Origin of the sequence: Exiguobacterium antarcticum DSM 14480, from assembly GCF_000685865.1 — a bacterium.
GTDB classification, from domain to species: Bacteria; Bacillota; Bacilli; order Exiguobacteriales; family Exiguobacteriaceae; genus Exiguobacterium_A; species Exiguobacterium_A antarcticum.
In genome coordinates this window covers 392,967-405,816 of record NZ_JMKS01000005.1, presented here as the reverse complement: position 1 = coordinate 405,816, position 12,850 = coordinate 392,967, and the positions used below count along the sequence as shown (strand labels likewise).

Genomic DNA, 12,850 nt, shown 5'->3' with positions numbered 1-12,850 from the left:
TTACCGACTAAAGGAAACGTGTCAGACACGTCATACAACATTATAGTAGGAATATACAAAATGGTCAATAGTTGATTGACCGGTTTTAATCTATTCCTGAGATGTTCCTTTTTGTTCTTTTCTATCCTCTCACGTCGCCTGATTATTTACAACAGATTCATGATTTTTTGCTGAAAAAAACCGAAATATTTTGTAAGCGCTTCCGTAATATTTATGAAATGTTTTGTCAAAACAGTGAATGATGTGTCAAAATATAAACAGTTATCTGAAAAAGGAGTTGTTCTCATTTATGAAAGAAGCCAAACGAATCATTTGGGGATTGGTTCTCGGGATTGTCCTCGGAATCATTCTCGCGACATTACCGGACAAATCAATCTATGAAGGATTGAATAAGTATGCGCTCCAACCAATCGGGACGATTTTCTTGAACCTGATCAAGATGCTTGTCGTACCGATCGTCTTCTTTTCAATTTCACTTGGTGTCATGGGCCTTGGGAATCCAAGAGAACTTGGCCGTGTCGGCGGAAAGGCAATCGGCTATTTCATGACGACGACGGCTGTTGCGATCGTCATCGCCCTTGGCTTGGCTTTATTAATCAAACCAGGGACGTTCGGGAATTTCGCGACAGACAATTTAAAGTATGATCAAGGAAATCTACCGGATACCAGCCTGATCAATACGATCGTCGGGATGTTCCCGACGAATCCGATTGCTTCGATGGCAGAAGGCAACATGTTACAACTGATCGTCTTCAGCGTTTTCATCGGGTTTGGGATTACATTCCTCGGTAGCAAGGCCTCGACGTTACGTTCGTTCATCGAACAAGGTAACGACTTGATGACGTACTTGATCGGTCTCGTCATGAAGATGGCACCGCTCGGCGCATTTGCTTTGATCGCTTCGGCCGTCGGTGCACAAGGATTTGATTCACTGAAAGCAATGGCACTCTATATGGGAGTCGTTATCTTGGCACTTGTCGTTCATTCCTTGTTGACGTACGGCTCAACTGTCTCGTTGCTCGGAAAGATGAACCCGTTTTTCTTCTTCAAAAAGTTTGCTCCTGTCATGTTGTTTGCCTTCTCAACCTCATCGTCGAACGCGACGTTACCGGTTGCGATGCAAACAGCACAGCGTGAACTGAAGGTTCCGCGTTCTGTGTCCAGTTTCGTCCAACCGCTCGGTGCGACGATCAATATGGATGGAACGGCGATCATGCAAGGGGTCGCAACCGTCTTTATTGCCCAAGTCTATGCAGTTGATTTATCACCTGCGCAACTGGCGACGGTCGTCTTGACTGCCGTACTTGCGTCTGTCGGAACGGCTGGTGTACCGGGTGTTGGTCTCGTCATGTTGACGATGGTCCTGCAATCGGTTAACCTCCCTGTCGAAGGGATCGCCTTGATCATCGGTGTCGATCGTCTGCTTGATATGATGCGGACGGCCGTCAACATTACAGGTGACGCCGCCTGTGCTGTCATCGTTGCGAAATCAGAAAAAGATAACCTAAAAGAAGAAGAGGAAGAAGACGAGCGTTACGCTTAATTTTTCCTTGATTCTAAAAAACGAGCCGCCCCTGTGAGTCATTCACAGGGGCGGCTCGTTTTTTAGTCTTTATTTTTTTAATACGTACGAGCTGAGCGGATCGACCGTAAGGCTACCAGACACTTTTTTAAGTGTTTTCGTTCCTGCCGTCTTACCATCGACGATCACATGCCATGTCCCTTTTGGTAACGTCATCTTGACCGCTTGACGTTTCGCATTGTGGACGACGTAGAGGTCAGTTTTTTGCTGTGGTGCCTCATCCGCTAACTGATAGGCAACGACCTGTTCCGGTGCGTCGTTGAACGTCAGATAACGTCGGATGTCTTTTGCTGAACCTAAGTGAAGCGCTGGGTTCGCTTTTCGGACTTGGATCAGTCCTTTCATGTAATCGACATCGGCTTGACGATCCATTTTTCGTTTCCAGTCGAGCTGGTTGACGGAGTCCGGTGACTTGTACGAGTTGTGGTCGCCACCTTTTGTCCGCATGAAATCCTGCCCTGCGTGGATGAATGTTGTTCCTTGTGACGTCAGTAAAATACCTGACGCGAGACGGTGCATTTTGGTTTTCGTTGCATCTGTATCCGTCGGGTTCGTTAAGTTCAACTTATCCCATAATGTGTGGTTATCGTGGGCTTCGACATACGTGATCGCTTGACCCGGTTCTGCTGTAAATCCGGTGATGTCTTTGTTGTAGGCGATCTCACCAACGATTCCGCGTTTGATTCGTGTTTCAAGACCCGTCTTGCCGTTGACGAAACCAGCTTCCGTATCTTCAAAGACACTGCCCTTGATCGCATCACGCAAGTTATCGTTGAAATGTGCGATACCCGGCATCTGTTTGGCATTCGTCTGATTGGCCTTGTCCGCTTCCGGGAGTGGTGTGCTTAAACTCCAACCTTCCCCAAAGACGAGGATCGACGGATCAATTTTCGCTGTCGTCCGTTTGACGGCATTCATCGTTTTGACATCATGAATCCCCATCAAATCGAAGCGGAATCCATCCCAACGGTATTCTTTTGCCCAGTAGTCAACCGAATCGACGATCAATTTGTGCATCATCTTCCGTTCAGAAGCCGTATCGTTACCGACACCCGTTCCATTCGCTAAATCGCCGCCTTCTGTGTAGCGGTAGTAATACCCTGGAACGATTTTATCCAAGTTCGAGGCTTTTGCGTCAAACATATGATTGTAGACGACATCCATCACGGCACGTAATCCGTTGTCGTGTAACCCTTGAATCATCTGTTTCATCTCTTTGATCCGGACTTTCGGATCATAGGCATTGGTTGCGTACGAACCTTCTGGTGCATTATAGTTCTTCGGATCATAGCCCCAGTTGTATGTTTTGAGTGGATTTGTCTCATCAACAGAAGCCGTATTGAAATCATACACAGGAATGAACTGGACATGGGTGATTCCGAGTTCTTTTAAGTGATCAAGACCGGTCTTCGTTTTTGTTTTTTTGCCGTCTTTCATCAAACGTGTGCCGGGTTCGACGACGCCAAGATATTTCCCTTTTTGTTTGATGCCTGAATCATACGTAGTCCCCGTGACGTCGAACATCGACAAGTCACGGACATGTGTTTCGTAAATGATGGCATCCGTCGCTTGTTTTAATGGCATTTTTGTTTTCGTCCAACGTTTTGGATCTGTTTCATTTAAATCGACGACAACCCCTTGGTCCCCGTTGACAGCAACAGCCGTCGCATACGGATCAACTGCCCGTGTCGTTTCTTTGGCATGTTTGACTTCATATGTGTACCCTGTTCCGTCAAGGTCTCCTTTGACGGTGACCGTAAAGACACCACGGTCGCCACGGACCATCTTGACTTCACGGACGATATCTTTTGTTGTTGCCGCTTGTTTTTTCGGTAACTTGTACAGCTCGAGTTCAACAGCTTGGGCAGTCGGTGCCCAGACACGGAACGTCGTTTTGCCTTTTTGGTACGAAGTGCCGAGTTTACCGTCATACGCATATTTTTGATCGAAGGCATCGGAACGCAAGATTTTCCCTGCTTCTAAGATTCCTTCGCCAAACACCGGATGTGACACGGTGACGATATTCGCGAGATCAATGTCCGATGCTACCGTGACTTCAAGTGTTTTCGCATCTACCTGTTTCACGACCGGATTGTTAAGACCTTTGAACGTTAATGTTTTCAGATCCTCTGCCGTCATCGGTGAATTCGTTTTGAGCGTCATCTTCTTAAAATCATCGGCTAAAAAGCTTGTGAATTTTGGTGTCCGGTCGATGTCCGGTTTACCGTAATACACGGTCTGATCGCCTTCGATCAGCCAAATGTCTTTTGCTCCCGCGTAATAAAAACGATCCGCGCCGTCTTTTTCCGACCAGCCTTCGATGTGAGGAATGATTCCGACAAGACGTTCCTTTGTCGTGTTCGCCAGTGTGACGTTGGCAACAGCACCAAACTCATCTTGAGCGTCGAATTCAAACCGTTTTCCGTCTTGAGCATTTGGCCATGCCCATACTCCATACTTGTCATAATCATTATCGTAACGGTAATAATGAATATTCGTATTGACGGATTCGACGTCACTACCACCCGTTGGATTGACAGGTGATACCTCTTTACTACCTGACTCGATCCACACTTCTGCGACGCCGTCTTTGATCATGTCTTTTGTGATGAACCGGTCGCTTTCTGAACCAGCATCTTTGTTCCAATCGTCATCCCGGACGATGAAACCAATTTTTTCCGGTTGATCGACTGGAAATTCATAAGCTGCGATCTTTCCATAAGCATCCTCGCCATTAAAAGCGTGTGCCTTATTCGGGAAGTAATCCGGTCCATTGGCCCATAACCAGAGATTCCAATCTTTTTGTGACGTTTTATCCTCTTTATAGTGAATGATGACGAGTGTCGATTTTCCTTTTTCCAGTGCCAAACCGTTTACTGGAAATAAACTAAATATCAGTGCAAACGTTAGCACAACTGCACAGACTGACTTCAATCGATTCATACCGTATCCTCCTTGGTTTTATGTAATCGTTTTCATTTCCATTTTCCATTCGTTCTGCAGTTCTGTCAAAGCTTATTTTAGTCCGCTAAAGAAAATAAGACTTTTGGACCAACAGGAACACTAAAAAAGACTGCACAAAAGGAATGCCCTCTTGCGTCAGTCGTTGACAGTGGTGTCGTTAACTTTTCGTCACTTCATCGATTTCCTGTCTGGCTTCTTGCATCGATTGATCCGAGGCAAAGAAATACCAGACACCATCACTCGCGATGTATCCTTCACCGTCCAGTTTCAACGGTTTTAGACGTTCAAAACCGGTTTGATTTTCTTGCGCCAGTTGAGCCGCCTCTGAAAACGTGATATTCGTACTGAAGTTATTTTTCAGGACACGACTGACTTCTTCTAAATTCGTCAGAACATCAGGACCGGCAAGTTTCATGCCGACTGCCTCTAACACTTGACGTTGACGGATTTGCCGTCCCATGTCCCCAAGCGGATCTTGTTTTCGCATCCGCGCGTATCCACTCGCCTCGAGTCCGTCCAGTTTGATTTTCCCTTCAGCGTAGTCCTTCTGCAGACGTCGATCGTTCCAACTGAAGGCAGCTGGATTGTCAACGGTCACCCCGCCAACCGCATCAACGAGTTCAATCAATCCATCCATATTGATTTTGGCATAGTACGGGACTTTAGTCTCAAACGTCTGCTCGACCGTTTCAATCGTCTCTTCGACCCCGCCATAAGCATACGTGTGATTGATTTTTGTTTTCTCACCGTTTTTAAGCGTCACCTGCATATCACGTGGAATCGAAAGGGAGGTTGCTTGTTTTGTTTTCGGGTTAAACGATAGCAACATGATCGCATCGGCGCGTCCTGGATCGTTCTTTCGTTCATCCACTCCAATCAATAATACATTGACCGGTTGCATCACTTCGAGCGGAAGCTTTTTTTCCCCTTTTAATGGCGTGATGAACGCATCAGCTGTTTGCTGAAATTTTAAAAATGCATATCCTGTCGTCGCACTGATCGTTAAGACAAACAATAACAACACGGCACTCACGATTCGCCAGCCAATCGGCCGTTGCTTTTTTCGTAGACGTGATCTCATGCGGCACCTCCCTTACAATTTCTGCTGATACGTCTTCATCAAGCCAGCGATGTTCGCATTGTGTAAAAAGACGATGGCATCGACGTTTTTTTGCTTCGCGAATTCAGAAGCATCAAAATCTTTAGTGACGTACCGAATATCGACGACTTCCAGATTGGCACTCTTGGCGAGAAATGGGAGGACAGGATTCGCAAACGAGTCCTTGAGGACAAGTAATTTTGGTCCCTTCGTCTTCGATGTCATCGATAAAATGCCGTGGTTGCCGCGCATGAACACTTCATACCGATCGGCATAGTCTCCTTCTTCCTTGATGAACTGCTCATCAATCAAAGGTTGTCCACACGCCTTGTCATAACAGACATCAATTCCCTTGAATTGATTCGCGTCGTAATATTCAATCATGTCTCCTGTGCTCGCATACGCCAGTGTCGTCTTGCGGGCGAGTGAACCAAAGTAAGGATATTCCGACGATCGTTTTGATTCAGGGTCCACTTCAACCTTTTTTAACGTCGGTTCGATTTTCCCGACCGTCCGGATGATTTCACCATAGGCTTGATAGGCGCCGTCTACATTCCAGTGGTGATCTGTCTTAAAGTAATCGGATAACCGTAACGCGTCGAGGGGAATCGATGTGATGCCCGCTTTCGTGAACCCGGCTTGCATCGTTTCGTACCGTTGTTCCGCATTCGAAGCGACATAACTTGGAATGATTCCGTCCCGCTCTGCAATGACGGTTTTCGACGGTGCGAGTGCAAAGAAGACCGGACGGCCAACATCTTGCGTGAACTGTTGAAAGGCGTCAGGGACGACCGGTTGCGCCGCTTGGCTCGGCTCAATCAAGTAACCGTCTTTCGCCGTGTAAATGCCGTTACGAAACGGTTGCCGCAAGACATTTTTAGACAATCCTGCCTGCATCTCAACAAAGGTGCCGCGCAATAGTAATTGGTCCGTGAAATAATTTTCCATCTTCACCATGTCGTCACCCGAAGTAATGCCTTGGACAGTCGGCTCGACGGACTGAGCAAGCGCTCGATTTTCAAGCTGGGAACTGCCCCGGTCTTCCCGAAGGATCGTCCCCACCCCGATCGTCATCAGGATGACGAAAAAACTGATTGTCGTCAGCCACATCATCGTCCGTTCAAAGGAAGAGGACGGTTGACCGACTTCTGTTGGTTTACGTTCGATTGGTTGTGCCATTTCGTCTTCTCCTTTCTAAAAACGGAAATAAATAAAGGGATTGAACGTGCTTGCGACAAGCGCCGATGTCGCGAGAAACAACAAGACCATCGCATAACCATACTGCACTGTCTGTCCAACCTTACCCGCTGACTCGACAAATCGTTCTCCGATCCGCTTTGGAATCGGTGTCGCAGCAAAACAAGCAAGCGTTAAGATGACACCATTTTGGACGAGTTGATAACTGGCGCGGTCATCCCACAACACATCTGGGACGAACATCGCTTGGATGTATGTGATCGCTTCCGGGAACGTTTCTGCCCGGAAAAAGACCCAACCGACTAAGACAAGCACGAGTGTCCAGACGGTCGCGAACACCGGAACCCGTGCCAACAGTTTCCCAAGGAATGCTTTCTCGAGCATGATCCAGATCCCATAGTAGACCCCCCAGGCAACGAACGTCCAGCTTGCACCGTGCCACAGTCCGGTCAGCATCCAGACGATTCCGAGATTACGATACTGCTTCCACGGTGAGACCCGATTTCCGCCAAGTGGAATGTAAACATAGTCCCGGAACCAAGAACCTAACGAAATGTGCCAACGACGCCAAAATTCAGAGACAGATTTTGAGATATAGGGATAGTTAAAGTTCTCAAGAAAATGGAACCCAAACATCAATCCAAGTCCAATCGCCATATCGCTGTATCCGGAAAAATCAAAGTAAATTTGTAAGGCATAGGCGATGATCCCAATCCAGGCGAGTCCCATCGATAAATCCTTCATGTTAAAAATCGTGTCCGCGACCTGTCCACATCCATTGGCTAAAATCAGCTTTTTCGATAAACCGATGATGAAGCGACGGACACCTTGTGCAAATTCCGGCAATGTTTCCTGCCGATGGTTGATTTCGTCCGCAACCGTTTCGTAACGGACAATCGGACCGGCAATCAACTGGGGAAACAAAGCGATATAGAGCGCAAGATCAAGCGGATTTTTTTGGACCTTCCCCGCTTGACGGTACACATCGATGACATAACTCATCGCTTGGAAAGTGAAAAATGAAATCCCAATTGGTAAAACGACTTCCGGGACAAACAAGGACGTTTGGAACGTCTCATTGAGTGACGTAACAAAAAAACCGCTGTACTTAAACCAACCGAGTAAACCAAGGTTGACGGCAATCATACTGAACATGATCCATTTGACACCAATTCGTGTGCGATACGTGTGTACAGCCAACGCAAACAGGTAATTAATCAGAATACTGGTCAGCATCAGCAAAACAAACTTCGGTTCACCCCAGGCATAAAAGAAAAGGCTCGCTACGAGGAGCCAGCCGTTTCGAAACACGCGAGGCAACAAGTGGTAGACAAGCAACACGATTGGTAAGAATAAAAATAAAAAAATCGTCGAACTAAATAACATGATAGGATTCCTCCTGCTTGATCGGAACAAGCCGGTTGACGTGTAGTGCCGTCAACCGAACCCGCATATCCCCTTCAAGTAAAAATTTGAAGGCAATCTTGAAATAATCGGCTCCTTTGATTCGCTTCAGTTGAAGTGAACACGTCGTCGGACCGTCTAAAGTCAGCCATTCGGTTTCTGAGTGCATCCGTTTTTTTTGCCCGTACTGCATCTTGAAGATTTGGATGTCGCACGATTGATTTGCTTCGAGCTCACAGGTGATCGTGATGACATCCGCTTGCTCAAATGCTGCGTCTGCGCGATACAGCTTCGACGGCGGATATTGAAACCCTTGATCAAACAGTTGAATGTACAATTTATCCGTCGGATCCGCCTGTTGAAAATCGAACCAGACACCCTCTGCATTTTCTTCTAGTAGAATTTTTTCTCGATTCCCCTGCGGAAAGAACTGATAGCTTGCCAGTTCAAGTGAGCGAGCAGTCATACCGGTACCTCACTCAAAATCGCATCAACGATCCGCTCTGCCGCATGACCGTCTCCGTATGGATTCGCCGCTTGCGCCATGGCTTCATAGGCGACTTCATCCGTCAGTAACAGATGTCCCGCTGTATAAATGCGTTCCGGATCCGTCCCGACGAGTTTCAACGTTCCCGCTTCGACACCTTCCGGACGTTCCGTCGTCTCGCGTAAGACAAGTACCGGTACGCCAAGCGAAGGCGCTTCTTCTTGAATCCCGCCAGAATCCGTCAAAATCAAGGTCGCACGGGCTGCTAAGTTATGAAAATCAAAGACATCGAGCGGTTCGATCAACCGAATTCGCGGGTGATGTTTCAATTGTTCCGCCGCCTCGAGTACGATTGGATTCGGATGGACCGGATAGATGATTTCGATGTCGGGATGGCTGTCTGCCAATCGTTCGATGGCATCAAAGATACGCGACAACTGGAGATGATTTTCCCGTCGATGGACGGTCAACAAAATCAACTTACGTCCACTTGCTTCGAGATCAGTCAACACAGTATGTGTATAGTCCTGAGAAACCGTCGTTTTTAACGCATCGATGACGGTATTTCCCGTGACGATGATCGGACTTTGTTTATTTTCACGGCGCAGATTTTCCGCTGCTTGCTCGGTCGGCGCAAAATGAAAATCAGCGAGCACGCCTGTCAGTTGACGATTCATCTCTTCCGGGAACGGTGCATACTTCTGATACGTCCGCAATCCGGCTTCGACATGACCTACTGGAATCTGCTGATAAAAGGCCGCCAGCGAAGCAGCGAATGTCGTTGTCGTATCCCCATGGACTAACACCAAATCCGGTTGCTCTTTTTCTAAGACACGACGCATCGCATTTAAAATCCGTGCTGTCATCTCTTCAAGTGTCTGACGTGGTCGCATCAAGTCTAAATCATGGTCTGGAACGATTTGGAACAATTCAAGGACTTGGTCGAGCATCTCCCGGTGTTGTGCCGTGACGACGACAATCGGTTCGACGCCTTCTCGTTTTTCTAACGCTTTGACGACAGGCGCCATCTTGATCGCTTCCGGTCTCGTTCCGAACACTAACATGACTCGTTTCATTCGTTCCATCCCCTATCTATTATTCATGACGACAACTCGATCGTTTCACCGCGTGTCGAACGCTCGATCTCATCACTTCGCCCTGTTCTTTTTTTCGTGACATAATGCGTGGCTTGTTTTTTTGTCAGTTGCTTGTACCAGTATAAATATTTGTTATACTCCGCCATTGTTTCTGCCGTTGGTCCGAACATCCGGACCTCTCCATACTCGAGCCAAAGAATTTTCGTACAAAAACTTTTGACTTGATTTAAGGAATGACTGACAAAAAAGATTGTTTTGCCCTGATCCCGAAACTCTCGCATCTTATCCAGACATTTTTCCGTAAATGTCTGATCACCGACCGATAAGGCTTCATCGATGATGAGGATATCCGGATTGATATTGATGGAAATGGCAAAACCAAGACGTGCCCGCATCCCGCTCGAATACGTCTTGACGGGCTGATCAATGAAGTCGCCGATGTCGGCGAATTCGAGAATGTCCGGTGTGATGGCCTGAATTTGTTTTTTCGTCAGTCCCATCATCAACCCTTTGAGTTCGATGTTGTCCCGTCCGGTCAACTGATTGTTGAGACCACTGGAAATCGCGATCAACGCCGACTTCCCGCCAAGCGTCACACGCCCGTATGTCGGTGGTGTGACGTTTGCGAGCAGATGCGACAAGGTCGACTTCCCACTCCCGTTGATGCCGACCACACCAACGATTTCCCCCTGTTCGACGGAAAACGAGACGTTTTTTAATGCATAAAACGGTTTGCCGCTGACTTTACCGAACAACACTTCTTTTAATTTATCAATCGGTCGGGCATACAAGACATAGCGTTTTGAAACATTTTCGAATACGACGTGACTCATGGTTTTTCCTCCTAGACATAATCAATGAAGTACCGCCGGAATCGTAGATGGACCGCTGCTCCTACTATTAATAAAACGGATGTGATGGTCCAGAAGTAGACACCGTACCAGACGTGATCCAGTAAATATCCCGTTCCAATCAGAGCAGAACGATATCCTTCGATCAAATAAACGAGCGGATTGATCATCAACAAGGTCTTGAATAAACTGTGGTCCGGTGGAATCCACATGATCGGTGTCAAATACATCAACATCCGGATAGCTGACGTCACCATGTTTTGGACATCTCGAATCATCGTCGCCAGTGCCGACAATAACAGTGAGACCGCATACAGGAAGATGACGCCTGCCGGGACGATATACAACAATTCCAACGTATGCCACCCCGGAAAATAACCAAAGGCCATGCCGAGAATGATCGTCAGGACAATCATCGCGAGGTGACGGTAAAATTGTGCCAGGATGACATAGGCCGGTATCGTACTTAGGGGAAAATGCATTTTCGAAACAAGGGCGACCCGCCCGTAAATCGATCGTGAACCGCTTGGAATCGTACTGCCGATGAAGAACCAGGCGATCAATCCACTGACCAACCAAAAGACGAACGGAATCCCGTCGACCGGATTTCCTCCACGGATCCCGAAGCCAAACACGACCCAGTAGACACCAATCTGCAGGAGCGGCGTCATGATTTCCCAAAACCAACCGAGATATTGCATGCTGTATTGACTTTTCGTTTCATAAAGCGAAAGACGAAAGATCAGATAAAAATGATCTTTCAACTCTTTCCCAATTGTGCCAACCCCGTTCATATCGCCTTCGCATCCACTTCCGTCGTTTGATACGTATGCAAGTTGCCGAAGTTCAATACGGTGATGTCTTCAAGCGGCTGGACGATACCTTTTGTATCAAATAAGACCGGTGTCCGCATCTGATTCGCCAGACGTCGGGAATCAAACTGTTTGAATTCGTCATGATCGACGAGTACAAGCGCAAGGTCCGCCCCTTTGATTGCTTCGATTTCATCGACGAGCTCAAAACGTGACGAAATCGAACGTGCGACGTGTGGGTCACAGACTGCTACATCGAGTCCACGGTCAATCAATTGTTCGATCACATCAACAGCCGGACTTTCGCGCATGTCATCGACGTTTCCTTTATATGTGACACCGAACACGGCAATTTTTGGTCGCACGTGCGACGCAACAAGGCGTTCTGCCTGTTCCGCGACGAAGTGCGGCATATTGACGTTCGTTTCCCGTGCCGTATGAATGATCCGCGCAAGGGACGGTGCTTTGGCGACGATGAAGTATGGGTCAACCGCCAGGCAGTGTCCACCGACACCGGGTCCCGGGTGATGTAAATTCACACGTGGATGCATGTTGGCCATCTCAATCACATCCAGGACATTGATCTCAAGCTTATGGCAGACTTGCGTCAATTCGTTCGCTAAGGCGATGTTGACATCACGGAACGTATTTTCCATCAACTTCGACATCTCTGCCGTCTTCGCATCCGTCTTGACGATTTCACCTTGGACAAACGTTTCATAGACGGCCGCACCGGCATCCGCACACGCCGGTGTCAATCCACCGACAATCCGGTTATTGTGAATCAACTCATGTAGGATTTGTCCCGGAAGCACACGTTCCGGACAATGAACGACAAAGACGTCTTTTCCGATGACGAAGCCGGCTGCTTCAATCAACGGACGGACATGATCATCCATCGTCCGCGGTGCGATCGTTGATTCGACGATGAGGACATTCCCTTTTTGAACGTGCGGCAACATGTTCCGAACAGCGGCAAGGACATACTTCAAGTCACATGATTTATAGGTGTCATTTAAATTCGGTGTCGGAACAGCAATCAAAAAGACATCTGCCGGTTCCGGTGTCAACGTTGCCCGAAACTTTCCGTTTGCGACGACACGTTTGATGACGTCCTCGAGTCCCGGTTCTTCGATATGAATGTCTCCCGCATTCAACATCTTGACGATGCGTGGGTCGATGTCGACCCCGACGACGTCCGTTCCGTGATCTGCAAACATGGCTGAAGAAGGTAATCCAATATATCCGAGTCCAATTGTACAAAGTTTCATTTTGTCATTCCTCCATCTAGTTACGAGTTAGTCCTTCACGCCGGCAAAACGCCGGCTGTGTCGTGGCTGTAACTAGACCATAACGA

The 12,850-nt window shown here is 47.6% G+C and carries 10 protein-coding genes; 1 reads left to right on the top strand and 9 read right to left on the bottom strand.

Annotated elements, in window-relative coordinates:
- Positions 1 to 289: 289 nt before the first annotated feature.
- A complete protein-coding gene (locus tag P404_RS0113345) occupies positions 290 to 1,543 on the top strand; it encodes a dicarboxylate/amino acid:cation symporter (protein ID WP_026831022.1) in 1,254 nt (417 codons plus the stop codon).
- A 69-nt stretch (positions 1,544 to 1,612) separates the two neighbouring features.
- Here P404_RS0113345 and pulA read toward each other — a convergent pair whose 3' ends face one another.
- The 9 genes from pulA to P404_RS0113300 all read right to left on the bottom strand — a co-directional run bounded on the left by pulA (position 1,613) and on the right by P404_RS0113300 (position 12,764).
- Positions 1,613 to 4,525 (bottom strand): type I pullulanase, encoded by a 2,913-nt coding sequence (gene pulA / locus P404_RS0113340; RefSeq protein WP_026831021.1) that lies wholly within the window; start codon positions 4,523 to 4,525, stop codon positions 1,613 to 1,615.
- 178 nt (positions 4,526 to 4,703) lie between these two features.
- On the bottom strand, positions 4,704 to 5,627 hold the full coding sequence (locus P404_RS0113335) for an LCP family protein (protein ID WP_014969797.1): 924 nt from the start codon (positions 5,625 to 5,627) through the stop codon (positions 4,704 to 4,706).
- Between the two features lie 12 nt (positions 5,628 to 5,639).
- Positions 5,640 to 6,824, bottom strand: coding sequence for a DHHW family protein (locus P404_RS0113330; protein ID WP_014969796.1), 1,185 nt, complete (start codon positions 6,822 to 6,824; stop codon positions 5,640 to 5,642).
- Between the two features lie 15 nt (positions 6,825 to 6,839).
- The gene (locus P404_RS0113325; protein WP_026831020.1) at positions 6,840 to 8,228 is read right to left on the bottom strand and encodes an MBOAT family O-acyltransferase; all 1,389 of its coding nucleotides are present in this window, start codon (positions 8,226 to 8,228) and stop codon (positions 6,840 to 6,842) included.
- Positions 8,218 to 8,712 (bottom strand): hypothetical protein, encoded by a 495-nt coding sequence (locus P404_RS0113320; protein ID WP_014969794.1) that lies wholly within the window; start codon positions 8,710 to 8,712, stop codon positions 8,218 to 8,220. Before P404_RS0113320 ends, P404_RS0113325 begins: the two co-directional genes overlap by 11 nt.
- The gene (wecB, locus tag P404_RS0113315) at positions 8,709 to 9,818 is read right to left on the bottom strand and encodes a non-hydrolyzing UDP-N-acetylglucosamine 2-epimerase (protein WP_026831019.1); all 1,110 of its coding nucleotides are present in this window, start codon (positions 9,816 to 9,818) and stop codon (positions 8,709 to 8,711) included. The genes P404_RS0113320 and wecB overlap by 4 nt, the downstream gene beginning before the upstream one ends.
- A 14-nt stretch (positions 9,819 to 9,832) precedes the next feature.
- Positions 9,833 to 10,663 carry a teichoic acids export ABC transporter ATP-binding subunit TagH gene (tagH, locus tag P404_RS0113310; protein WP_014969792.1) on the bottom strand — a complete coding sequence of 277 codons (831 nt, stop codon included), beginning with the start codon at positions 10,661 to 10,663 and terminating at the stop codon, positions 9,833 to 9,835.
- A gap of 11 nt (positions 10,664 to 10,674) precedes the next feature.
- Positions 10,675 to 11,475, bottom strand: coding sequence for an ABC transporter permease (locus P404_RS0113305; RefSeq protein WP_026831018.1), 801 nt, complete (start codon positions 11,473 to 11,475; stop codon positions 10,675 to 10,677).
- Entirely contained in the window at positions 11,472 to 12,764 is a 1,293-nt protein-coding gene (locus P404_RS0113300) for a nucleotide sugar dehydrogenase (RefSeq protein ID WP_026831017.1), read from the bottom strand. The genes P404_RS0113305 and P404_RS0113300 overlap by 4 nt, the downstream gene beginning before the upstream one ends.
- Positions 12,765 to 12,850: the final 86 nt, after the last annotated feature.

Coding starts and splice junctions, on each gene's coding strand:
- wecB (WP_026831019.1), bottom strand. CDS start 9,818: ATGGAACGAATGAAACGAGTCATGTTAGTGTTCGGAACGAGACCGGAA.
- tagH (WP_014969792.1), bottom strand. CDS start 10,663: ATGAGTCACGTCGTATTCGAAAATGTTTCAAAACGCTATGTCTTGTAT.
- P404_RS0113320 (WP_014969794.1), bottom strand. CDS start 8,712: ATGACTGCTCGCTCACTTGAACTGGCAAGCTATCAGTTCTTTCCGCAG.
- P404_RS0113305 (WP_026831018.1), bottom strand. CDS start 11,475: ATGAACGGGGTTGGCACAATTGGGAAAGAGTTGAAAGATCATTTTTAT.
- pulA (WP_026831021.1), bottom strand. CDS start 4,525: ATGAATCGATTGAAGTCAGTCTGTGCAGTTGTGCTAACGTTTGCACTG.
- P404_RS0113345 (WP_026831022.1), top strand. CDS start 290: ATGAAAGAAGCCAAACGAATCATTTGGGGATTGGTTCTCGGGATTGTC.
- P404_RS0113330 (WP_014969796.1), bottom strand. CDS start 6,824: ATGGCACAACCAATCGAACGTAAACCAACAGAAGTCGGTCAACCGTCC.
- P404_RS0113335 (WP_014969797.1), bottom strand. CDS start 5,627: ATGAGATCACGTCTACGAAAAAAGCAACGGCCGATTGGCTGGCGAATC.
- P404_RS0113325 (WP_026831020.1), bottom strand. CDS start 8,228: ATGTTATTTAGTTCGACGATTTTTTTATTTTTATTCTTACCAATCGTG.
- P404_RS0113300 (WP_026831017.1), bottom strand. CDS start 12,764: ATGAAACTTTGTACAATTGGACTCGGATATATTGGATTACCTTCTTCA.